The 24,393-nt window shown below is 44.1% G+C and carries 20 protein-coding genes; 7 read left to right on the top strand and 13 right to left on the bottom strand.

The annotated features are described in order from the left end of the window. Positions 1-100: 100 nt before the first annotated feature. On the bottom strand, positions 101-811 hold the full coding sequence (gene rpiA, locus F6J99_RS19975) for a ribose-5-phosphate isomerase RpiA (RefSeq protein WP_293114621.1): 711 nt from the start codon (positions 809-811) through the stop codon (positions 101-103). A gap of 543 nt (positions 812-1,354) precedes the next feature. Next, entirely contained in the window at positions 1,355-1,834 is a 480-nt protein-coding gene (locus F6J99_RS19970) for an RNA-binding protein (RefSeq protein ID WP_293114619.1), read from the bottom strand. A 382-nt stretch (positions 1,835-2,216) separates the two neighbouring features. On the opposite strand from F6J99_RS19970, the gene F6J99_RS19965 reads away from it, so the two are divergent. After that, positions 2,217-3,578 carry a DUF2157 domain-containing protein gene (locus tag F6J99_RS19965; RefSeq protein WP_293114617.1) on the top strand — a complete coding sequence of 454 codons (1,362 nt, stop codon included), beginning with the start codon at positions 2,217-2,219 and terminating at the stop codon, positions 3,576-3,578. Positions 3,579-3,602: 24 nt separating this feature from the next. Continuing rightward, positions 3,603-4,271 (top strand): GDYXXLXY domain-containing protein, encoded by a 669-nt coding sequence (locus F6J99_RS19960; RefSeq protein ID WP_293114615.1) that lies wholly within the window; start codon positions 3,603-3,605, stop codon positions 4,269-4,271. On the opposite strand, the gene F6J99_RS19955 is transcribed toward F6J99_RS19960, so the two are convergent. Beyond that, positions 4,203-4,370 (bottom strand): hypothetical protein, encoded by a 168-nt coding sequence (locus F6J99_RS19955; protein WP_293114613.1) that lies wholly within the window; start codon positions 4,368-4,370, stop codon positions 4,203-4,205. The two genes, F6J99_RS19960 and F6J99_RS19955, sit on opposite strands and share 69 nt — an antisense overlap. 318 nt (positions 4,371-4,688) lie before the next feature. Here F6J99_RS19955 and F6J99_RS19950 point away from each other — a divergent pair, with 318 nt between their 5' ends. Next, a complete protein-coding gene (locus F6J99_RS19950; RefSeq protein WP_293114611.1) occupies positions 4,689-5,567 on the top strand; it encodes a hypothetical protein in 879 nt (292 codons plus the stop codon). Beyond that, complete coding sequence (locus tag F6J99_RS19945) at positions 5,567-6,463, top strand: hypothetical protein (protein WP_293114609.1); 897 nt, start codon at positions 5,567-5,569, stop codon at positions 6,461-6,463. The genes F6J99_RS19950 and F6J99_RS19945 overlap by 1 nt, the downstream gene beginning before the upstream one ends. 260 nt (positions 6,464-6,723) lie before the next feature. Here the strand turns inward: F6J99_RS19945 and sppA are convergent, their stop codons facing one another. The 5 genes from sppA to F6J99_RS19920 all read right to left on the bottom strand — a co-directional run bounded on the left by sppA (position 6,724) and on the right by F6J99_RS19920 (position 12,964). After that, entirely contained in the window at positions 6,724-8,541 is a 1,818-nt protein-coding gene (sppA, locus tag F6J99_RS19940; protein WP_293114607.1) for a signal peptide peptidase SppA, read from the bottom strand. Between the two features lie 223 nt (positions 8,542-8,764). Next, positions 8,765-9,793 carry a type 2 isopentenyl-diphosphate Delta-isomerase gene (gene fni, locus F6J99_RS19935; RefSeq protein WP_293114605.1) on the bottom strand — a complete coding sequence of 343 codons (1,029 nt, stop codon included), beginning with the start codon at positions 9,791-9,793 and terminating at the stop codon, positions 8,765-8,767. A 35-nt stretch (positions 9,794-9,828) separates the two neighbouring features. Then, positions 9,829-10,374, bottom strand: coding sequence for a bifunctional pyr operon transcriptional regulator/uracil phosphoribosyltransferase PyrR (gene pyrR / locus F6J99_RS19930; protein ID WP_293114603.1), 546 nt, complete (start codon positions 10,372-10,374; stop codon positions 9,829-9,831). A 102-nt stretch (positions 10,375-10,476) separates the two neighbouring features. Continuing rightward, on the bottom strand, positions 10,477-11,787 hold the full coding sequence (locus tag F6J99_RS19925) for a peptidoglycan-binding protein (protein WP_293114601.1): 1,311 nt from the start codon (positions 11,785-11,787) through the stop codon (positions 10,477-10,479). A 1,048-nt stretch (positions 11,788-12,835) separates the two neighbouring features. Beyond that, on the bottom strand, positions 12,836-12,964 hold the full coding sequence (locus F6J99_RS19920) for a hypothetical protein (RefSeq protein WP_293114599.1): 129 nt from the start codon (positions 12,962-12,964) through the stop codon (positions 12,836-12,838). 1,015 nt (positions 12,965-13,979) lie between these two features. On the opposite strand from F6J99_RS19920, the gene F6J99_RS19915 reads away from it, so the two are divergent. Then, positions 13,980-14,723 carry a DUF2927 domain-containing protein gene (locus F6J99_RS19915; protein ID WP_293114623.1) on the top strand — a complete coding sequence of 248 codons (744 nt, stop codon included), beginning with the start codon at positions 13,980-13,982 and terminating at the stop codon, positions 14,721-14,723. A gap of 77 nt (positions 14,724-14,800) precedes the next feature. Here F6J99_RS19915 and F6J99_RS19910 read toward each other — a convergent pair whose 3' ends face one another. From F6J99_RS19910 to F6J99_RS19895, 4 genes are all read right to left on the bottom strand, one after another. Then, complete coding sequence (locus tag F6J99_RS19910) at positions 14,801-15,646, bottom strand: hypothetical protein (protein ID WP_293114597.1); 846 nt, start codon at positions 15,644-15,646, stop codon at positions 14,801-14,803. 257 nt (positions 15,647-15,903) lie between these two features. Then, complete coding sequence (cbiB, locus tag F6J99_RS19905) at positions 15,904-16,941, bottom strand: adenosylcobinamide-phosphate synthase CbiB (RefSeq protein ID WP_075905114.1); 1,038 nt, start codon at positions 16,939-16,941, stop codon at positions 15,904-15,906. Then, on the bottom strand, positions 16,941-17,222 hold the full coding sequence (locus F6J99_RS19900; protein ID WP_324611049.1) for a GFA family protein: 282 nt from the start codon (positions 17,220-17,222) through the stop codon (positions 16,941-16,943). The genes cbiB and F6J99_RS19900 overlap by 1 nt, the downstream gene beginning before the upstream one ends. 124 nt (positions 17,223-17,346) lie before the next feature. Beyond that, a complete protein-coding gene (locus F6J99_RS19895) occupies positions 17,347-17,790 on the bottom strand; it encodes an Rrf2 family transcriptional regulator (RefSeq protein ID WP_070392486.1) in 444 nt (147 codons plus the stop codon). Between the two features lie 646 nt (positions 17,791-18,436). Between F6J99_RS19895 and F6J99_RS19890 the strand changes: the two genes are divergently transcribed. After that, a complete protein-coding gene (locus F6J99_RS19890) occupies positions 18,437-18,850 on the top strand; it encodes an AbrB family transcriptional regulator (protein ID WP_293114594.1) in 414 nt (137 codons plus the stop codon). A gap of 473 nt (positions 18,851-19,323) precedes the next feature. Here the strand turns inward: F6J99_RS19890 and F6J99_RS19885 are convergent, their stop codons facing one another. Continuing rightward, entirely contained in the window at positions 19,324-20,667 is a 1,344-nt protein-coding gene (locus F6J99_RS19885) for a glycosyltransferase family 39 protein (RefSeq protein ID WP_075905108.1), read from the bottom strand. A 1,032-nt stretch (positions 20,668-21,699) separates the two neighbouring features. On the opposite strand from F6J99_RS19885, the gene F6J99_RS19880 reads away from it, so the two are divergent. Then, positions 21,700-23,625, top strand: coding sequence for a cation:proton antiporter (locus F6J99_RS19880; protein ID WP_293114591.1), 1,926 nt, complete (start codon positions 21,700-21,702; stop codon positions 23,623-23,625). The last annotated feature ends 768 nt before the right edge of the window (positions 23,626-24,393 follow it).

Here is a 24,393-nt window from a genome sequence, read left to right as displayed (position 1 = left end):
TAATTGCCTTGGCTTGGGAGAAATATCTGAGTATTTCTATCAAGAGTATTTCTATCAAGCAAGAATCCCACGGCACCATGAAGCTTTAGTGCTGGATGTGTTAAATTTCCCGGATCACGGTCTGACCATCCTTAACTTCTCCAACTAGAACGAGATCCGTAACCCCAACAAATAAACCATTTTCCAGGACACCAGGAATATTATTGATAGTTTTTTCTAGCTCAGCTGGGTTATCAATGGCCTCAAATTTGACATCAACCACCATATTTCCCTGATCCGTAATCACTGGTCCAGCTTTTTTGACCCCCATGCGGAGTTCCGGTTTACCCCCTAGCTTTTCAATGGCATTCATAACTGGTGTGATTGCCATTGGGATAACTTCTACAGGTAATAGGAAGGTAGACCCCAAGCTGTCAACTATTTTAGTGCTATCCACCACTACGATAAATTGTTTGGCCAGGGAATCTACAATTTTCTCACGGGTGTGGGCAGCGCCACCCCCCTTAATCAAATTTTTCTGGGGATCGACTTCGTCAGCACCATCAATCGCTACATCAATGTGATCCACCGCATCAAGGGTAGTCAAAGGAATACCGTACTGTTTCGCCAAGACTTCTGCCTGGAAAGAGGTGGGGATCCCTACAATATCCTTAATCTCTCCAGAGTTTAAGCGATCGCCTAAAAACTGAATTGCATAGGCAGTCGTTGAACCAGTGCCTAGCCCCACAATCATTCCTGACTGCACCCGCTTGGCAGCTGCTTTGCCAACTTCCTGTTTCATTAGCTTAATGGGGTCAATTTCTGCACTCATAACAACGTTAGTGATTAGTGGTTAGTGGTCAGTGGTTAAAACTTAAGTTTTAGTTCACAATTGATAATTGTAAATCGATCGGGTAACAGACGATGCAAAATTACCTGAGCTTGCGAGACTTTCCACCATAAGCGTTAAGCTAATAGGTAGTTGGTAGTGGACACACAACATTGACCGCTATCTATCAAGCTCAATGGCTTCCTGTTTCGTTGGCTTTAATTTCTTTGGTATTAGTAAGCTATCGAGATCTGGCTTAAGAGACCATAAACCTATCGGGATTTGCCAGTGATCATCAACCAAAAAAAAGAAAAGACTCTCTGTCGGGCAGAATGAGTCAGATATCGAACTATTAAAGCAGTACTATCAGCAGTACTATGAGCAGACTGGTCAAACCCAGGCGCTAAGTGATTAAATCTTTTATTTAAAAATTCCCTCGAAAGCTTCAAGCTTTACAGAGCAATAAGCCCACGCCTCCCGGACGGGTAGGACGTAGGGCTAATCTTGCCAGAATTGCTAATCGAAATCAGTTAGATGTATCCCAACTTAAGAGTTAGTAGTTTGAGCCGATAACATTTCTTTCAGCTTTGCCAATTCATTAGCCCAACGGGGATCGGGTTGAATTCCAGCGGGGTCAGATGTAGTCTGTTGATGCTTACGCTTAGACTTATTCTTGTTGTTGTTACGGCGAGGGGGGGGAGTGTTGCTGCTAGATGAAGTTGAGTCCTGATTGGGTTTTTCTTTCTCCTTAGATGCTTCTTTCTCTGGATTCTTGGATCGTGGCAGAGCTTTTTCAATTTTCAAGGCAGTATCCTTGAACATAAGACCATTGAACTTTTCAATGAATTGATCAGCCTCCTCATCCGTTGCCACCGTGACGAAGCCGAAGCCCCGACATTTACCAGTTTTACGATCTTTAATCACTTTTGTGCTAAAGTTGTCACCGGCTTCAGCAAAAATAGCTTGCAGCTCATCACGGTTTACTTCTTCTTTAGGTAAGTTACCTATGTACAGACGAATGGACATTTAGAGATACCTCCGGGCTATAACAAAAAAAGGAAAAAATTGTTGACACCAGTCACTAGGGTGGATAAGGATAAATTTGAGGGACGAACACTTACCACGTCTAGACAATCTTCTGACGTACCTTACCAACCTCAACTGAACAGACGGATGCAGTAAAATCAAAACTCCTATATACCACATGATCGGAGCTACTACGACCCACACGTTGACCTCTGCTTTACCATTAGCTCCGATTCTAGTTAACAGTTTTTTACTTACTCTAATCTAATTATTACAGAATGTTTACACCATATCATGGACATAATCAAACATTCAGTCGGTTAGTGATTATAACATTGTATATTCCCAAATGAAAGTCTTAAGCTCAAAAAAATAGGTTGTGATGCCTTCCGATAAATTTCGTCACCAGTTACGTCAAGAAGCACAACAATGGCAAACAGAAGGGTTGATTGATGCTGGCCTATACGCTCAATTAGCGGAACGCTATCAATTTAGTGACCTGGAAGTAGCGGCCCGTAATCGATTCGTCGTAATTTTGCTGGTACTAGGCAGTCTTCTCTTAGGCTTGGGCATGATCACCTTTGTGGCAGCCAACTGGCAAGCCTGGTCTCGGTGGTTGAAAGTGACTTTCCTTCTGAGTGTCTTCTTCGGGATCAACATTGCTGGCTTCTATCTATGGCGAGACCCAACCCAAGGTAGGCAAAGCCGTTTGGGACAGGGTTTATTACTTTTAGGAGCCCTGACTTTAGGAGCCAATATAGCACTGATGTCCCAAATGTTCCACCAAAGTGGACCACTCTATCAGTTATACCTGATTTGGGGATTAGGAGTCTTAGCCATGGCTTATAGCCTACGCTTGACCCTATTAGGGATGCTGGCAATGGTATTGATTGGGTTAGGGTATGTGCAAGGAATGTCCCAGCCAGAATTTCTGGCAATCACAGAGTTGTCTTGGCTAAGGCTAATCATACAACATATGCCAGTGTTTGCGGGTTTACTGTTTATTCCCTTGGCTTACTGGTGTCGTTCACGATGGATGTTTCGCTTAAGTGCGATCGCAGTAGTTGCTGCCCTGGAATGGAACTTGATCAACTTCGAGCTATGGCCTTATCCCGGTTGGATTGCTGCGATCGCATGCGCTCTACCACCAGCCTGGTTATGGTCATACGGGGGTTTCCTGGGAAGAATTCAGCCCAACCTCCAGGAATTTAATAGCACAGCCCGCACTCTTGGGATCACCTTCCTCAGCCTATCATGTTATTTTTTGTCTTTCCACGTGTTATGGGATAGTTCCCCATCAGTCAAACCGCTAGTTGACGTCACCTCAATACTCCTGGAACCTGCCGTGATTGATAGTGTCATTTTAGGTAGCTTAACGATCTGGGCATGGAGCAGACTGTTACCTCGAATGGACTCAACAACTAAGGTTGTGGCTATTATGATTGTGATCAGCGCCCTAGTTCCCTATTGGCATCTCAGTATTGGTATTCTACCCATCATAGCGGTATTCATCTTCAATCTGCTTTTATTCCTAATCGACATCGGTTTAATCCGCGCCGGACTAGCAGAGGGGAAACGAGGTTTATTTTGGGGTGGCATGGTGCTACTGACGCTGCAAATTTTGACCCGGATGCTGGAGTACGATACTGGTTTATTAGTCAAATCCATAGTCTTATTCCTCTGTGGGCTAGGTATTATTGGTGCTGGACTATGGTTTGAGCGCTATCTGAAGTCTGAATTATGACTTATGACTTATGACTTATGACCTATGAGCATTAATTCTGAGTATTCCCGTCCTATCCCAAGCTGGCGATTCTGGGTACCTCTTTTATTTCAAACCGCACTAATTATTACTGTTCCCACCCAGGCAATTTACACTACAGTGACTGGAAAAACTGTCATCCTTCAGACAGCGCCAGTAGACCCTTATGAACTTTTGCGAGGCTATTCCCAAACTCTAAGATACGATATCTCTAATCAGGACAACTTACGCAATCTTCCTGGCTGGCAAAAATTGCCCAAGGAACAACCTAATGGCAACAAGGTAACGTTTATCAAGCCTGGTACCCGTTTTTACGTAATTTTAGAAGCACCAGACTCATCCAACTCAACTAAACTACCAATACCCTGGAAACCAGTAGGCTTAAGTGCCAAATTCCCTTCCCGACTACCAGCTAATCAGATTCCCCTCAAAGGTGTTGCTAACTATGGCTCGATTGAGTACGGATTGGAAACTTACTATATGCCAGAAGACCAACGGGAACAAATTAATGAAGAATTAAATAGTGCTAGGCAAGAGAACTCTAACCGACCGATATCACCACCACCAATTGTGATGGAAATTAAGGTGGATGCTCAAGGGAATGCTTTACCAATCGGAATCTGGGCGCTGGTAAGTAAGGATTCTCAACAGCAGATTCGCAAGTATCGGTTTTAAGAGGGAATCGGGAATCGGGAATCGGTAATTGGGAATCGGGAATCGGGAATCGGGAATCGGGAATCGGGAATCGGGAACGGGGTAAATAGTGTAATTCACATTTCACCGTACCCGACCCCTGAAAACCGCTATAGCAATCCTAAATCATTTGTAAAATCAGCAAAATCTGGGATTATTGCTGGGCAAGGGTTTTAGCGTTCACTTTGGCCAATATATTTCACGAATCATATAGGACTGCTATATAATGCTTAAATTTTTATAACGCCTCATCTTATTTAGAAACAAAAAGGATATAAATTCCTATGGATAGTTGAGTCAACCATCAAAGTTACTTTGCCTCAAAGGATCTAAGGTGACTTTAATGGTGACTTAATCATGAATAACTGTTAGATATATCTGGAGAAAATACGTAGCAGGATGAAAGTTTTCAGAGTTTTGGAAGTTTCTGTAATTAAGATAAGTGAGTCTCCCCTTGTACTCAGTATTCAAGCAGATGGGCTTGCTGCCACTTCTGGCTGGACAAATCCCCGGTTAGACAACTCAGCAGACCCCAATCCAGATGATTCTGTCCTAGAATTCAGTTTTGATGCTGATAAACCGTCAGGTATTAGTCTTCCAAGACTGACGCCAATCACGGCTTGTGTTGACTTTACACCGACCAATGGTGCAGATGCGGTAATTGTTTCTGCCCGAATCAATTGTATTACGGTTCATGCTGCTGAGTTCCTCAAGCCTGGCGAGTCAAGCCCTCGACCGACGACATTGGCAGTAGGAGAAGAGGAACCAACTACACGGGCAGTAGGAGAGGAAGACCCTCAAGTTACTACACAGGCACTAGGAGAGGAAGAGCCTCAAGTCACTACACAGGCATACGGAGAGGAAGAGCCTCGATTTACTACACAAGCTCAACCAACTACACGGGCACTAGGAGAGGAAGAGCCTCGATTTACTACACAGGCATACGGAGAGGAAGAGCCTCGATTTACTACACAGGCATACGGAGAGGAAGAGCCTCAAACGACTACACTAGCATTGGGAGAGGAAGATCCTCGATTTACTATACAAGCTCAACCGACTACACGGGCAGTAGGAGAGGAAGATCCTCAAGTCACTACACAGGCATACGGAGAGGAAGCTCCTCAACCGACTACACGGGCAGTAGGAGAGGAAGAGCCTCAAGTCACTACACAGGCACTAGGAGAGGAAGAGCCTCAACCGACAACAAAGGCAGTAGGAGAGGAAGGACCAACAACTCTAGCACTGGGTGAAGAGAGTAGTCCATTTGGTCGGTACTAATGATTAAATCAGCAGATGGTGGATGTTTGCTTGTTGCAGGTGGGGAGTTAGATCCAAATCTGACTCGGTTGATTGAAGTTGCTCAAGGTCAACAAGTCCCGATTTGCGATTTACGCCATGGGCAAGAAGAAAGTCCGAAATTTTCATGGCATCTTACCCAAAGGCATCCCAGAGTTGAGGCTCCAGTTCTGTCTGTAACCGGAGCTTTTATGCGGTATGACGTTTTTGGTAATCTTAACGCTCCGAACTCTGGGGCATCACAACGGGCATCGGGTTGGTATCAAACCCTCTATGGTTGGTTGCTATCCCAAAACCATATCCGGTTGTTCAATCGTCACCATGTACCTGCAGTTGGCAATAAGCCAGCAATGCTGATACTAGCGCAACAGTTAGGTTTGCAAACCCCTGATACTTGGATCACCAACGAAGCCGAGGAATTGGGAAAATATTCTGCGGGGAGTGCGATTGCTAAACCCGTTGCTGGGGGTGATTTTTGTTATTCCCTAGAGCAATTGTACTCCTCTATCCAGTTTCGTAATGGTTGTGCTGCGATGCCAGCTATTGTCCAAAATCGTTTAGTAGCGCCAGAAGTACGGATCTATGTCGTAGGGAATCATACCTTTGCTTTTGAAATCCGTAGTCAGCATCTAGATTATCGGGTTAAACCAGATGCTGAGGTGATTCCACTCGAAACAGTTCCCCAAGAAGTAGAGTTGCTACGCAAATTAATGGTCGCTTTACAGATGGATTTTGGGGCGGCTGACTTCAAAACCGATCCACACACCAAACAACTTGTATTTTTGGAACTCAATAGTTCTCCAATGTTTGTTAGGTTCGATCAAGTTTTGAATGGGGCGCTATGTGAAGCAATGATTGAGACTTTAGTCGTTTCTTGACGATTAGGTGAGCGAAGTTTTGCTTTCGATTTCTAGCTGAATCTTAAAAAACTTTAAGGAAGCTCAATCTCAAACAGTTTTGAATTAAGAAGGTAGACTTTGGAATTCTACCTTCTTAATTCTACATTCTTAATTCTACATTCTTAATTCTACATTCTTAATTCTACCTTCTTAATTCTACCTTCTTAATTCTACATTCTTAATTCTACATTCTGCATTCTGACAGACAACCTTGGCCTTTTGGCTGCGCTATGGAACCCTTAATCAAGCCGCCAGTTAAACGGTAGAATAGAATAAATCCCCTTCGGGTCATTCAAGGTTGTTAAAATTGCCAAATCCTGTTTTAGCTTCAGCAATTCTGTAGTTAGTGGCTCAGGTAATTGTCGGCTTGTGAGCGTAACATCATTAGTCAGTGTCTCCAGAATCCTTTCCTCGAAACTAGGAATTTTTGGATACTCTTCTACTTTCCAATCATCCTTTAACTTAGCTTGCTTAGCTGCATACTCAATAGCATCATTAATACCCCCAATCTCATCAACTAAACCTATCTCCTTGGCCTCTATACCTGACCAAACCCGTCCCTGAGCAATGTCTTTCACCTTGCCCTTAGGCAATTTACGTGACTCTGCTACCTTGTCAATGAACTGGTCATAAATCTGATTAACCATGGTTTGGTAGATTGCCAACTCTTGGTCTGTTTTGGGACGGACAGTACTTTGAATATCCGCTAAAGAAGCTGTTTGTACAATGTCCCAGGTCAGACCATTGTTGTTAGCTAATTCTTGGATATTAAAAAGTACACCAAAGACACCAATAGAACCAGTGATAGTATTTGGCTCAGCAAAAATTCGGTCGCTATAGGTAGAAATCCAGTAGCCACCAGAAGCTGCTACATTGCCCATAGACACAATCACTGGCTTTTCCTGACGGATCAGCCGCACTTCCCGTTGAATAATCTCAGAGGCTGTAGCACTGCCACCAGGACTATTAACCCTTAGCACTACTGCTTTAATATCTTTATCCAGCCGTAGCTCGCGCAGCTGTTTAGCAAAGCGTTCACCCCCCACTTGCTCAAGGTTTCCCTGACCGTCAACAATGCTACCCTCGGCATAAACTACGGCAATTTTATGCTTAGACTTGCGATTTTTAGAGTAAGGACTTTTCGCTCTAGCGTAAGTAGCCAGCTTAATTTTCCGGAACGATTTATCCTTTTTATTTTCTCCAGTAAGCTCTTTGAGAGTAGCAATCACCTCATCGAAGTATCCAACTTGATCCACCAAACCTTGAGTTTTGGCCTCTGATGCGATCAACATCCCTTTAGTATTAGCGATCGCTTGCAAGGTCTTGGGAGTAATCTCACGACTTTTCCCCACTGCTGTCAAAAATTCATCCCAAATATCATCTAACAATTCTCGAGTCTGTTCCCGACTTTCAGGACTCAGCTGTTTGAGCAAGAACGGTTCAACTGCGGACTTGTACTTGCCAACTCGAACTACCTGAACACCAATACCATACTTCTGGAGAGCTCCGGTCAGAAAAAGTTGGGCAGAGTTCAAGCCATTGATTTCCACAACTCCCATTGGGTTAATAATTATCGTATCCGCAACCGAGCTAAGATAGTATTCCCGTTCTCCCAAATCTACGTCATAGGCAATAATTTTTTTCCCAGCAGCTCGGAAACGCTCCAGAGCCTCCCTTACCTCCTTGAGATTTGCTAACCCAGTGTTGCCAACAGTTTTAGATGCGGATCCATCCAGGTAGAGGGCAACAATGCGCTTATCCTTAGTTGCCTTATCCAGAGTATCGAGCACTTTGCGCAAAGGGATGATATTGCTTTGTTGACCCGATAACACCTCTTCAATCACTTCACTAGTGCTTGAGGTAGGATTGGTATCGCTGATATTGACGGATAAATCAAACACCAGCACTGATTTATCTTGAACCTGTGGCCCTGTATCTTTGGATGCTACTGCAATCAGTAGAAACAGGAATCCACTAGTAGCTAAACTAAAAAATAGAATTAAACCGGCAAGACTTCCTACTAGGCTGGCCAAAGTTTGTTGGATAAATTGACGCATTTGGTAAAGGATTAAGGATTAAGGATTCAGGATTAAGGATTAAGGATTAAGGATTAAGGATTAAAGATTAGGGATCAAGTATTCAGAATTAGGAATAAAGTATTCAGGATTAGGGATTAAGTATTCAGGATTAAGGGCGTTTAGCCATTCCCTATTCCTGATTCCCTATTCCCTATTCCCTATTCCCTATTCCCTATTCCCTATTCCCTATTCCCTATTATTACTATCCTAACTTCTTTAAAGTGTCGGATTGCTTGAGATCAGACAACGTAGCATTACCGGTGCAGAATAGAGCGGTAGTGATTTCTGCCATCAACAGTTGCACTAAGGCATCAACGGCATCTACTGACTCAGCTGCTGCTTGCAGGAATGGTAATGCTAGACCAGCAATATCGGCTCCTAATGCGATCGCTTTTGCCACATCCAAACCATTGCGCAATCCCCCAGATGCAATTAGGGGAATGTCGGGAGCAATGGCTCGAATACTGGTAATGCACTCAGCGGTTGGTAAACCCCAGTCACCAAAGGTCTGTCCTAACCGACGCTGATGAGCGGTTAATCCTCGCTCACTTTCTACCTTTGCCCAAGACGTGCCCCCGGCACCAGCAACATCAATAGCGGTAACACCAGCTTCCAGCAACTTCTGGGTCATAGCGGCTGAGATGCCATTACCCACTTCTTTAGCAATCACTGGTACCGTTAACTTACTGCATAAATCATTAATTTTGTCAAGTAAACCCTTGAAATTAGTATCCCCATTAGCTTGAATGCACTCCTGCAAGGGATTGATGTGCAAAATCAGCGCATCTGCTGTTAACAGGTCAACCACCTTTTGGCATTCTTCTAGTCCATAACTGTAGTTCAGCTGAACCGCACCGATGTTGGCAAATAGGATAATATCTGGAGCTTGGGAGCGCACCGCAAAGGTATGACCAACCTCGGGTTTTTCCACAGCTACTCGCTGAGAACCAACCCCCATGGCTAGTTTGTAATGTTGGGCAACCTCAGCCAGACGAAAATTAATCGTTTTTGCCTGTTCAGTACCACCAGTCATAGAAGAAATCAACAATGGTGCTCCCAAGGATTTCCCCAGAAATGTAGTAGATATGTCAATCTCACTGCGGTTTAGTTCTGGTAAGCAACAGTGAGTGAAGCGGTACCTTTCCAGTCCATTGGTATTGGCACGAAATTGAACATCTTCATCCAGACAAATCCTGATGTGGTCGGCCTTTCGCTGTTGGGTTTGGGTCATAATTATTTGGAAAATAAGAGCAATCTGATCACGATTCAGGGGCTAATTACTTTAATTAATTCCACTCCATCCCGACCATCATGATCGTTTAGATAAACCTTTACCTGTTCTTCGGCGGATGTGGGGAGTAGTTTGCCAGTAAAATCTGGACTAATCGGCAGTTCCCGATGTCCTCGGTCTACTAGCACTAATAATTTAATCGTTTGGGGTCTACCATACTCAAGCACCGCATTTAGAGCAGCACGAATGGTACGTCCTCTATAAATGACATCATCTACCAACACCACTATCTTACGATCAAGATCGAAGGGAATATCTGTTTTTGCCGGGGTGCGGATACCAATTCGATCAAGATCATCTCGATAAAAGGTGATATCCAAGGCTCCCACTGGCACACTAACCTGCTCTAGGGTTTCAATCTGACGTCCTAGCAACTGAGCTAAAGGAACACCTCTGGTATAGATACCCACCAGTGCTAGTTTGGACAAATCACTCACTTGTTCGATCACTTGAGATGCCAAACGATTGACTGTACGGCGCAGTTCTTCAGCTGATAGGATTTCAATGGTTTGAGTAGGCATCCTGGTTCATTAAAAATTTCAGCAGGATACCCCGCCCACACTCCTATAGTTAGGCGGGGACAGGGCTGTCAAGGTTTTGAGATTATACCAGACGTTCAGCGATTAGCGTGGAGCAAGAGATGAAAAGGTTCTAGCATCAGCAATTCCATTGGGAAATAAGCCTTTGTCCCGTTGATATTGCTTCAGGGCTGCCTCTGTGTCTGGTCCAAATACGCCATCTTTTAATCCTTTATAGTAGCCTAGGGAAATCAAGCGATTCTGAAGGCTATTCACTCTTGTGCCACGACTACCTCGTTTTAATGGAGTAATGATGGTGGTAGCAACGGCAATACCAGAAGAATTGCCCCGTAGTGCTGATAAGGTACGAGAGTCAGCAATGCCATTTGCTGGCAGTTCCCGAGAAAGCTGATAATCTTTGACTGCGGTCTCAGTTAATTTACCATAGTATCCTGTTACTGGCCCTTTGTAGAATCCCAACTGTGTAAGGCGATTTTGCAGTTTTGTAACCGATTCGCCATTGCTGCCTGGTCGCAACTCAGTCACGTTGGTAAGATTATCCTGATCATTAGGATTTTTGGCTAAGTCTGACAAAGTGCGAGAGTCAGCAATACCAGTCACTGGTAGTCCCCTCAAGCGCTGAAATTTTATGACCCCTGCTTCAGTTAAACGACCGTAGAATCCCGTTACTGGACCGTTGTAGACTTTCAACTCCCTCATGCGCTGTTGCAGTTTGGTCACAGCAGTTCCTCTGTTACCTCGCCGTAACTGAGTGGCGCTGTTGATCGAACCACCATTGATTACGAATAAGGTGTTTTGTCCAGCAACGCCATCCGCCCGTAATCCCTTGGCTCGCTGAAATTTAATTACCGCTGCTTGGGTCATGCGCCCGTAATAGCCAGTGATCGGACCATTAAAAAATCCTAAGGTTGTCAACTTCTTTTGTAGATCGCTGACTACCGTTCCTCTACTACCGCGTTTGAGCTGTGTGTTTGTTGGTAGACGAATATCAGTACCAGCAGTTTTATATAAGGCTGCTAGGGTTTTTGGTCCAGCCACACCATCTATTGGTAGTCCCTTCTTTTGCTGAAATATAGCAACATAAGACTGGGTTAACATGTCATAGTTGCCAGTAATCCGACCTTTATAAAAGCCAGCAGCTGCCAACTCTCTCTGAAGAGAAGTCACCTGTGCTCCACGGCTGCCTTTTTGAAGTACTTTAGCACTGGCATTAGCAGTGGTACTGAGGATGGTTAGGGCAATTGCGATCGCACTAATCTTGATCCAAGCTGAACTAGGAATAGTGGGAGTGTTTAGCCCATTCAACCATCGAATTAAACCATTATCATCTTGCCACGGAAAATTATCCGCGTCTTCATAGGACTCGGCAAGATTAACGCAGACTAAGCTTTCCATCGCTTTCCTACCAAATTTTTTTTTATGATAGCCAGTTCTCTAGCAATATTTGTATTGTGTTCATAACACTACTATCTTAATGGAGATCAGCAAGCCCACGTCATCCCCTGTTGCCTTCATAGGTCATAACTGCTGATCCGATCATCCCTTCACCAGATCACCCTTTGACCCGATCACTCCTTCACCAGCTAACAGGTAATATCTTTGATCCCAACAATGAGCAATCTTTAAGGAGCAATCTTTTAGCAATCTGTCCGGATGTAGTCAATTTCAGGCTGGATTTAAGAGTTATAACGGATGTGGTAAAGGTAAATCTCCTGGATAATTACCCTAAAAAGGTAAATCTCCTGGATATTTCCCCCAGCTGACTGCTGGGGTTTTTTTTTGTAATCGGCGCTCCACAGTGATGCGATCGCCTCAGAAGTGTTGAACAGGGAATAGGTAATAGGTAATAGGTAATAGGTAATAGGGAATAGGGAATAGGGAATAGGTAAGAAGTAGTTTTCGAGGCTTAAGAGTATCGTTAACTACATTTTTGAGCCTGGTCTTGATGCAGGCGTGAGCGACTGCATCAAGACCGGAATAGAAAAGCCAAGTTTGACAAAGCTTTTAGCAATATTTCTAAATACCGGCGCGCTTATTGCTATAGAGCAACCAGACTCTCTAGATTAATTCCAAAGGGCATGACCATGCCTAATTTTTGTTGGCCTATCCTCAAGTCCTGATTGACTGACAAAACCGTTGAAATGCTGATTTTGCTGTAGGTTGGGTTAGCGATAGCGTAACGAACACGAAAGCCTGACTGGTGTTGGGTTTCGTTGCCTCAACCCAACCTACGCCATGATCTTTTGTCAGTCAACCAGCCTCAAGTCTTATATTCTGAGTCTTTTCGGTTTAATGAGCCCAACCATGAAATCTTTCCGGAGCTAGTCAATTTCCTGCTGGATTTAAGAGTTATAACGGATGTGGTAAAACTAAATCTCCTCAATAATTACCCTCAAAAGGTAAATCTCCTGGATAATTGCCCCCAGCTGACTGCTGGGGGTTTTTATTGTGATCGGCGCTCTACAGTGATGCGATCGCGGATCATCACTGTGCCAAAACCCCCTCGCTGATCAACCCAATTCTCTAGATTAATTCCAAAGGGGATGACCATGTCTAATTTTTGTTGGCCCATCCTCAAGTCATATATTCTGAGTCTGTTCGGTTTAATGATCCCAACCATATATCAATTTTTCCGGATCTAGTCAATTTGATGCTGGATTTAAGAGTTATAACGGATTTAGTAAAGATAAATCTCCTGGATATTGCCCCCAGCTGACTGCTGGGGGTTTTTATTGTGATCGGCGCTCTACAGTGATGCGATCGCGGATCATACACTGTGCCACAACACCCTCGCTGATCAACCTAACTCTTAGGTGCGCTTTCCGCATTAAGAATTAAATTCGCTATAGGTGGGATCCAAGGGCGAGTAAATCGCCCTTGGATCCCACCTCAAGGTGCGCGCCTCCTAGGGCGAGTAAATCGCCCTTGGGTCGCACCTTGAGGGCTTTGCCGACGCGGGGCGCGTTCGGGTCGCACCTCTAGATTCATCTACTTTCCTTAGGGATGACCATGGGTAATTTTTGTTTGCCAATCCTCAAGTCCTATATTCTGAGTTTCTTCGGTTTAATGATCCCAACCATGACCAATCTTTCCGGATGTAGTCAATTTCCTGGCGGATTTAAGAGTTATAACGGATGTGATCAAAGTAAATCTCCTGGATAATTTTCCTCAGCTGACTGCTGGGGTTTTTTTTTGTAATCGCGTCGCAAAGTGATGCGATCGCGAATCATCACTGTGCCAAAAAACCCTCACTTATCAACCTAACTCTATAGATTCATCTACTTTCTTTACGGATGACCATTTTTGAATTCAAAATGCCAAATTCAAAATTAAAAATGAATAGGCTTCTAATTTTAAATTGTTTCCACAGGTGCGACCCGTGATGGCGAGCAATCCCTTGACCGTAGGTCACGCGGGGCGCGTTCGCCATCACGGAAAGCGCACCTAAGGATACAAGCCCCTGAATTCATTTATGTCAAAATGCTCTTTTAATTGGAGCGAAGCGATGTTTCAATGCCTCGAATTAATTCCTGGGGTATTTTTGAATTTTGAATTGATAATTTTGAATTGGAGCGAAGCGAGTGACCATGGGTAATTTTTGTTTGCCAATCGTCAAGTCTGTTATTCTGAGTTTCTTAGGTTTTTTGATTCCATCTACTTATCAAACACCCACTTATGGGAATAATTATGAGCTAAGTAGCACACAACCCACTCTCCAATCAATTGAAAACAAAAACTATACTCAAGCTCAAATTGATTATTTTTTGGAAATTGCCTTAGGCTCGGAATACCGCTCCTCCAATCCTACTATCAAAAAATGGGATAGGAATGTGAGGATTAAGGTTATCGGCTTGCCAACCCATGAAGATTGGCAGACTTTGTCAACCGTCATTGATGAAATAAATAGCATTACCCAAGATGCAATTCAAATCAATTTTGATGAAAATAATCCCAATTTAAAGATTTATTTTGTTCCCGAATACGAGTTTCGTCGCTATGAGCCTAACTATCGACCGGTCAATTTTGGGTTTGTTCGGACTTGGTGGAATAACCAAGTTATTTATAAGTCAAGAATTATGATTTCTACAACTAGTATTACCCAAAAGGCACGGTCTCACCTAATCCGAGAAGAGCTCACCCAATCTATAGGACTGATGAGGGATTCCTATAAATACAGAAATAGTGTATTTTTCCAAGGCTGGACTGATACCACCGAATATGCGGAGATTGATCAAGCTGTCATAGAAATGCTATATAGACCAGAAATTCGTCCCGGAATGACTAAAGCAGAAGTGATCAATGTTCTGAATAGCCTCAGCTTTGAGAGGTAATCCTAGCCGTAAGGTGCGTTATTAACGCACCTTACAAGTAGAGTTACTGGGTAAGTCCTGTCCTATAAAGATTCAGATTAAAAGAATTTAGAGGTGGTGTAAGGACCATAGACCCAATTGCCACTGTTCAGCTGTAGCCAATTGCCATTTCTAGCAACCACAGGTTTGAGTACAGATCCACTGGGAACACAGGTAACAGCCTGACCAGTACCAGGACCCGGGAGTGCTTTCAAACACCCACCATTGGGAGTCTTGACTTTGATTCCTGATTCCAAAATCGGACTACCTCCACCACCTTCACTAGTTTGATCAAATAATTTAGAGGTAGTGTAAGGACCATAAACCCAATTGCCACTGCTCAGCTGCAGCCAATTCCCATTTTTAGCAACCACAGGTTTGAGTGCAGATCCACTGCGGACACAAGCAACAACCTGACCAGTGCCAGGACCAGTCAGTGCTTTCAAACACCCACTATTGGGAGTCTTGACTTTGATTCCTGATTCCAAAATCGGACTACCGCCACCCCCTTGATCACTGCCATTAAAGTATCGAGAGGTAGTGTAAGGACCATAAACCCAATTGCCACTGCTCAGCTGCAGCCAATTCCCATTTTTAGCAACCACAGGTTTGAGTACAGCTCCATTGCTAACACAGACAACAGCTGCGGAAGTATCGCTCGGACCTTTGCGTGCAGTCAAGCAACCACCACTTGTCTTGACTTTGATCCCTGTTTCTAAAGCCGCAAACACTGGAGCCGTTACACTCAGACTCGCTAACCAGACCGCACATCCTAGTAAACCGAGCCAAGCAGTGTTAGGAATTTTAAACCAGTTGAGGTTGAGTTCTCTTAGATCTAGATCACAATCAATACCTACTGCTTCTTCATAGGATTCATAGGAATGAGTGTAAGCAAGTACTTCCACGTTTATCTCCTTTTTTAAGTTTTATTAAGTTTTGAGGCAATTATGATCAGAATTTGCCCTAAAGTTGAGTAAAAATAGATGGCTTTGCTGTCAGCTGGAAGACCCAAGGGTAATCGGTAATCGGTAATCGGTAAGTGACCCAACTATACTTGATGTCATTCTTTTGTTCAGCAATGCCAAATAAATTGCTGGAAAAAGGTTATAAGACAATTTACTCCCATAGAGGAAAATTTAAGCAAAAAAAAATAATTGCCTGATTAAACGATAACGTTGTGTAAAGCGTTCGCAAAGCGTGGCCAAAGGCCAATCGCATATTGCACTAGACAAAAAACCAACCCTATACCCAGCCAAATTAAAAAGCAATATCGTGTCAGCTCTAAGGCTTGGTCAATTTTGCCTGGTGTGATCTCGTAGGTAGGTTTCCCTAATAAGGGTTTTTGCTTGACAACACCACTGTAAACATTAGTACCTCCCAGCTGAACCTCCAAAATCGCAGCAAAAGCCGATTCACTCCAGCCAGAGTTAGGACTCGGATCAGCAATAGCATCACGGCGACACAGACGCCAGATCTGCTGGGGTTTTCCAGACATCAAGGCTAGGGTCAATACGGTTAATCGACAGGGGATCCAGGTTAGTAAATCTTCAAATTTAGCACTAAACCAACCTAAATTCGTGTAAGGTTCTCGGCGGTAACCGACCATCGAATCTAAAGTACTGGCAGCTTTATAAGCTAAGGCCAGAGGAACACTACCAACCCCAGGAATTAACGCTCCAACAATGGCATAGAACAGAGGGGCTGTGACCCCATCGGTAGTGTTTTCCGCCACCGTTTCTAGGACAGCTCGTAGGATTTCTGACTCACAAAGATTTTCTGTATCACGACCAACATATTGACTTAATCGAGAACGGGCTAGTTTTAATTCTCCGGCAGTTAAAGGCTGTAATACATCCATTGCTGCTGCTCGAAGAGAGCGACCAGCAAAACAACTGGCTAGCAATATCGTTCCTATGCCTATACCCAAAAATGGATTGAGCCAGATTCCTAGGAAGACAATAAACCATCCAGCTACTCCACTCCCAATAATTAGTCCAATACCCAACCCAATTCCTGCTAGGCGTCGTTGCCAAGGCTGCTGCCAGAAGTGAATTGCTAGCTGAGTGAACTGAGAGATTACCCAGCCCATAACCTGCACTGGATGGACCCAACCCCAAGGATCACCGATCAGATAATCTAGACTAGCCGCCAGCAGCAAAATGAGACCATTAGTATGGTTATTACCCAGGATTTGAACCACTACTTTCTAATTTTATCGACATTCTCTTCCCAGTTAGCCCCATCGAAAGGGACAATGGTAAATCGAGATAGAACATCACCGTCAAGACAACGTAGGTTGACAGAAATCCCATTGGGATGAGAGCGGGGTCGATAGAAAGGATGAATGCCACAGATTTGGCAGAATGTGTGCTTGGCCGTGTGAGTGTTGAAGGTATAACTAGTCAACACTTGATCTCCCTTAAGTAAGCTAAATTGCTCAGGGGAGACAATCAGGTGTAAGATGCCCTTTTTTTTACACATCGAACAATTGCAATCAATTGCCTGATGCTTGTTTACAATTACCTGGAAGCGGACAGCGCCACAATGACAGCCTCCCTCATAAGTAATCGGTTCGTTACTCTTTTTCATGAAAAGAAAAATTGATTCAAACAACGAAACTGGTTTCTTCTCCCATAGCCGCTTGCCAACTACGGGCATCATAATAAAGATCGGCAAGAGTTATAGTGTACAATGCTTCTTTAAGCTTTTGATGCAAACGATGCCAAAGTGTAAATGTAACCCAGTCTTCGGCTTGACCAGCGTCTGGGGTATGGTGGGGTAGTGGTTCGATGGTTTCACCCACTGCTTCTAGGATTTTGCCGAGGGAAATTTCTGTGGGTTCATGGGCTAATTGATAGCCTCCTTGAGCTCCACGAACTGACTTGACTAAGCCAGCACGACGCATCTCAATCAGTAGTTTTTCTAGATATGGAGCTGGTAGACCTTGCCGTTTAGCGATCGCTCTAACCGATGTCGGTCCATACCCTGGTCTTAGGCTCAGATCTAGTAGTGCCTTAACACTGTAGTGTCCACGAGTGGTGAGCTTCATAATAAAATAGCAATCCAATCGGAAAGTGGACGTGGGAGTTAACGGGACAATTTCTTTGAAAGACGCTTAGTCGGAAACGATTTTATGACCTGTTTAAAGATCACGCTCGTTTAATGCACTCAGCTATCAGCATCAAGAGCAGGGGGAACCAAGGAACCCTCTCATCCTGAAGACTATACTTTGAGCGGTATGCTTTTAGCTATCGGCTTCAAGGCAGAAGCTTATATCTTAGACTATCAATGGCTGATAGCTGATAGCCCGTTGCCTGAATGCAACAGCTCAAAGAAACTATAAAATAGTGTCACCCAATGGAGATAGCCATTGACTTGTGACAGGGATGGAAAGTACAAGTTGCTGGTGGGGAAATTGCCTACAAGAGTAGCCCATACTCTTTTAGGCAATTTTCCCGTGACCCTAGGCAATTTTCCTGTGACCCAGATGATCGGAGTTGTTCACGACCTATTCACAACCTATTGCTGTAGTTGAACGGTAGTTAAAAACTGACTATTAACGAACACAGTTGACACTATCGGTGTAAGATAGTCTCATATACTGATATTAAACTAAGATTTTGTTATCTTAGTTGACAGTCAGTCCAGTAGAAAGGCTGGATACCACTTAAGTCCTTAGTATTAGATTCAAGTTGATGGCTAAAAAGAAAAACATGGCTGCTCCGATCGTTCCTCTGCAGGGCCAAGCATTGGTGGAGAAAGTCAAAAACCTAGGTAACCTGAGCAAAGAAGAAAAAGCTAGAGCCTGTGGCTACTACACCGTGACAAAAAACGGAGTAGAGCGAGTCAATATGATGAAGTTCCTCAATGCCCTTATTGATGCGGAGGGGATTGAATTAGACAGCAAAGTCAATGGCAATGGTCGTGGCGGACGCAGTGCCAGCTATCGGATTAGTGTGCAGTCTAACGGCAATCTTCTGATTGGCTCGGCTTACACGAAACAAATGGGTTTAGAACCAGGGGACCAGTTTGAAATCACCCTGGGACGCAAGCACATTCACCTTAAACAACTTGATGAAACAGAAGAAGAAGCACGTGAGGCATCCTGAGCCGAATAGACAAGGCTTAGAACGCCTTAACCGGTAAATGTGCTTTCGCTCAAAATGTCAGCATTCCGCCGTCAGTTATCAGCATTAGCGCTACTTGAAACGCTCTGCAAGTAGCCATTGATGATGCCCTCAAGAGAACCAATCCACGAGGCTTTAAACAGTAAGCGTGGTTTGAAAAGGAGCCCATAAGCTTACTCTCTTGATAAACCCAGGCTCCCAAAACATTAGCTGTTTGCAAAGCCGGAAAGTAGCGCGTCAGCTGACTGCTGATAGCTCCATGCCAACTTGATCACTGTCTGTTAAGAAAGCGGTGTATCAATTTCCATCCCCATTTATGGAAACTTCCCAATCTAGCTTTTAATCACTCAATTGGGATATTGTATAAATAACATCCAGTCAGGGGCATCATCAATTCTTCTGGCTGGCTTCAATTTCCATTACTCAAGCAGACCAGTATTAACCAATAAGTTGAACTAGATCAGCAATTGCCAAATCTCAGGGTCAGAAGACATCAAAATCAGTAGTGAAATATAGGTTCCCCAGAATAAAATTACCATAAATTGTCTATCCTGTCGGGCAACCAGCATCCCTGCTATAACCATGGTTAAAGGGACACAAGCGAAGAACAGCCAGGAGCTGAGGTCAAAAGCTTTCCTAATCCCGAAGTGAAGCATCACAGTAATGGTAGCGACACCTAGCAGACTTAAACCAATACTCCAAAAACGGGGATAAGATTTGCCAGAAGGCCAATGCCAAATGTCTGTGAGTTGGGCTCCACCAGCAAGGGCTAATGCTGGGTAAACTGGTAACACATACCCAGGCAATTTAGTGGCAAGAAGGGAAATGGCGATCAAGTAACCGCCAGCCCATACCAGTACCAATTTAGCCCAGCCCCAATGGCGATTCTTCCAAGCCTGCTGTAACCAGTAGGAAAAGAACAGTAACCAAGGTGCGGAAAATTTTAACATTTCCCCCAGGTAATACCAAGGCAGGCGATTTTGCCCATCCACTGCTGTCCAGATCGGGCGTAGGGACTCGTAGAGAATGGCTTTAGTTGTAGTAACAGCTCTTTGATCCTGTACCAGCAATGGCACAGTGTACCAAGCAAGAGCAGGACTATAGCCTAAGAGCAATCCTAACCACCAATAAGTAGACGTGAGGAGTCTGGGCGTATCCCATGCTAGAAACAACAGAGCGATCGCTGTGATCAACAATGCCACCAGGATCCCCTTAGTGAGGAAAATCAAGCCTAATCCGATCCCCGCTGGCAGTGACCAGCGTGAGTCCCGACGCGATCGCAACACACACCACATCATCAACACCACAAAGCACAGATTAGCTCCATCCAGGATTGCCATACGCCCATAATGGGCTATTGGTAAGAACGTTAGGTAAATCAAGCTAGAGAAAATAGCCTTCTGACGGCAGGGGAAGATTTCTGTAGCAAGACCATAGACTAGCAGTACCGACAGAACACTGAGGATGGCACTAGGTAAGCGCGTAGTCCACTCGTTGACACCACCAAACTGATAAGCCACCGCAATCAGCCAGGCTAGTAGGGGGGGGTGTTCAATTAGGGTTTCACCTTCGAGAGTTGGGTAAAGCCACTGCCCAAATTCCCCCTTTGCTGAAAGTAGTTGAGTAGCAAGATGACTTATGCTTTGCTCTACCTCTTCCAACGAGCCACTGCCCAAATTAATGCTAAACAACAATAGTGCTGCTAGGAGTAACCCTAACAGCGACAATCTCTCAATCCAGCGTTGAGTTCTACGTATGCGGTTTCCCGAGCCACCCCAAGTAAACGTTTTATGATCCATAAATTTACCTTTACCTTTACCTTTACCAATAATTCATAATTAAAGCTAGAAGTTTAACAAAAAACCATTAAGCAAGCTAATTTTACTGTTCCCCACCAGACCACGAGCCATCATCGAATTTTTCGGTTCTACTTGGGGGATTATCCCAATCCTGCTAGCCATCCTATCTAATCTACTAACCCCGTTGTCTGGTGTTCTTCACCACAGCAGTACACTTTTTACCTTTAACCTTTCAATTATGTCCGAAAACTAATCGTCTCTAACTAATCGTCTCGCGCGAGGGTGAACAGGCAATTCTGTTGAAGCTGTTTACCGTCAGTGATGGAATGTCCGTTGTGGAACTGACGGTGCTAAACTATCCAGCATGAATTAAAACTTAATTTTTTTTTAAATTACCAATCAACGTAGAAAAACCTTTGACCTATGAGTAGTGTGAGCTATGGCTGGAATTAATGATTAGATTGCTGACCAATGGCAAAGTCTGACAATTATACACAAGATAAACACAATATAAACAAAACTAATTAGACAAAGAGGAGGATGAGCTGGTAACAGACACTCTCAAACCTCCCCATGACTATTTACACTCGCTCAATGTTATCTCCGGGAGGAAGTGTTGGTCAGCAATCGTTTAAGTAAGGCACAACAGCAAACAGCTTTGCTTACACTCTTGAGTAATTCAAACTTGAGTTTTTTTCAAGACCTGTTGCCAAAGTTAAAAAATCTTCTCCAGAATCCTTACCTGTTCACTGTTCCGAAGTTCCAAAGTTGCCTACTTCTGTAATAAGTCCTATGAAAGTGATACACTACCAGGACACAAAGGGCATGCTTAAGATAGGCTATAGACGGTTTTATTACTGTGACCTATAGCTGAGTCATTGACCATCGACTGCTACGAGCAATGTTCTAGAACTTACCTCAAGTTCAGATTCACTGCTAACCGATCACTTGTTGACCAAGCCAGGCCATGGAGTTGAACACAGAATAATGAGGAATTTCTACCTAAGTTGATCACTTGCGACACTTACGCATATGGAAAGCTCATTTGAACTAACCCTACAGATGGTTATCGCCATCTTCGCTGGGATCAGTGCCCAGGTAATGGGTGAGTATTTAAAAATTCCCAGCATTGTCTTTTTGCTGATGTTTGGCACTCTACTCGGACCAGATGGCTTCGGTCTTTTGCACCCACAGAAGCTAGGGGTTGGTCTAGAGGTAATTGTTGCCCTCTCAGTGGCAGTTATTCTGTTTGAAGGAGGGCTTAACCTAGATCTGCGGGATCTGGGCAAAGTGTCTGGTAGTCTGAGAAATCTAGTTACCATAGGAACACTGATTACCCTGTTAGGAGGTGGTATGGCGGCTCACTGGCTAGGGGAGTTTCCTTGGCCGATTGCTTTTCTCTATGCCTCTCTAGTGGTGGTCACCGGACCAACGGTGATTAGCCCTCTGCTAAAACAGGTGAAAGTGGATCGACGTGTAGAAACCCTCCTAGAAGGGGAAGGGGTTCTCATTGATCCAGTCGGGGCAATTTTGGCAGTGGTTGTCCTGGATACAATTTTAAATAGTGATGCTGGTGCAAATGCAGCATTTGTCGGTCTAGGTCTTCGTTTGAGCATCGGTGCTGTTATTGGGGGCTTAGGGGGCTGGTTAATGGGGTTTCTTCTCAAGCAAGCACGCTTCATCTCAGAAGAACTCAAAAACTTAGTCGTACTGGCTGGCATGTGGGGTTTGTTTGGCTTGGCTCAGATGGTTCGCTCTGAATCCGGTTTGATGGCAACGGTAGTGGCTGGAGTAGTGATGGGAGCCTCTGACCTGCCTGAAGAGCGCTTGTTGCGACGCTTCAAGGGACAATTAACTGTCCTTGGGGTTTCCATGTTATTCGTACTCCTCTCCGCTGACCTCTCAATCGCCAGTGTGTTTGCCCTAGGCTGGGGCAGTATCTTTACCGTCTTGGTGTTGATGTTGGTGGTGCGCCCCATCAGTGTGGTGGTTTGTACTTGGAATAGTGATCTCAATTGGCGGCAAAAATTATTTGTGTCCTGGATTGGTCCTAAGGGAATTGTCAGTGCTTCTGTGGCTTCCTTGTTTGCCATTCTCCTAACGGAACGGGGGTTTAATGGTGGTGACTCGATTAAAGCCTTGGTATTCCTCACCATTATGTTGACGGTAGTTTTACAAGGTTTGACCGCTCGTTGGGTCGCCAAATGGCTAAAACTTAACCCAGAGGAGGAGGCAACTGGTGCTGTAATCATCGGTTGTAATTCGATGAGCCGTCTGATTGCTCGTTTGTTTCAAGAGCGAGGAGAGTCTGTTGTCCTTATTGATACAGACCCAGAAGCCTGCCAAAAAGCACGGGACGAAAATCTGCGAGTTTTCCAGAGCAGTGGTTTGGATGTGGATGTTCTAGAAGAAGCTGGCATCGAATCGGTGGGAACGTTCCTAGCAATGACCAAGAATGGCGAAATTAACTTGGTATTGGCTCAACGAGCAGCAGAGGAGTTTAATCCACCGCGAGTCTTAGCAGTGTTTCCTCGTGACCCCCAAGTCAATAGCAACAACAATAAAACCAAGGTTAATCAGGCCTTCATTGCACAACTACCGATCAAAACTTGGATCCAGTACATTAATGATGGGCAAATCAAGTTGGGCAAAACCACTCTCAAGGAAGCTGGATTTGGTTTTCAGCGAGCTCATCTAAATGCCTTAATTCGCTCTGGAGAACTGGTACCTTTGCTAGTGGAGAGGGAAAAGAGTTTTCAAGTGGCGAGTGGCAATGAAGATTGGCAACCAGGGGATAATATTATTTACTTGCTCCATGACCCTAGACCAAAACTTCTGAAGCGTTTATCCGGTGGGACTTCTTCGTCTCGTCTGGCCCTCGAGAAGCTACCCAAAGTCGAGGAATTGCCAATTGCTACAGGGGCATCGAATACAACAGTAGATGAAAGTGTGAATTAGCTGTATAGCAAAGGGAACAGCGGATCATCGGAACAGGGAGTAGGCAATATGGCATAACAAATTATCACAATTCCTACACGGATCCCTGTTGCACCTAGAAGCCAAATAATGCTATTAGATGATAATGGTATTATTTGGTTGATAATCCAATAAAATTCACAAAACCTGTTATCAGGTTATCCAATCAGGTGAAATCCTTACATTTAGGCAACTGTGCAATAGCATGATCAGCAATTGCACAGTTTGACATTGACTTTCATTAAGGTGAATTTTGAAGAAGCATTTCTATTTTAGGGTTGTCCACTAGACAACTCTATTCTTTTTTGGGTTCGTTTGCTCAAATCCTTATCCTATCTACTTTTCACTCTTATTGTCACCCCCTGAGCAGGTGCGGAAACAAGTGACCCAAACAGCCCCTCAGCCCTTCTCCGGGACCCCAAGTCTCCTTCTGTTAACCGTTCACTTTAATTTGATCCGACTACTTAAATTAAGAAAATCAGAACATATATCAAGCTATATATAATTTACATCTATCTTGGGTAGTATATAGCGTTGGTCATACTTATGAGGTAGGAGGGAAAAAGAGCAGAAAGCAGACGCTAATTGCTTGATTTGCTGGTGTAAGTGCAAAACTCATTCAGCTTTAATAACCAGAGCCTAGATCTGAATGTATTAACTTAAGCTTCTAGTTAAATCAGGGGTGTTATCTAAGACGATTATTAAGTAGTTTTTAGGAAGTATTTTTGAGCTTGTCCAATTAAAAATATA

The organism is Moorena sp. SIO4G3 (genome assembly GCF_010692305.1).
Taxonomy (GTDB): domain Bacteria; phylum Cyanobacteriota; class Cyanobacteriia; order Cyanobacteriales; family Coleofasciculaceae; genus Moorena; species Moorena producens_A.
Note: the sequence above shows the minus strand (reverse complement) of the source record. Positions and strands in the feature narration are given on the sequence as shown.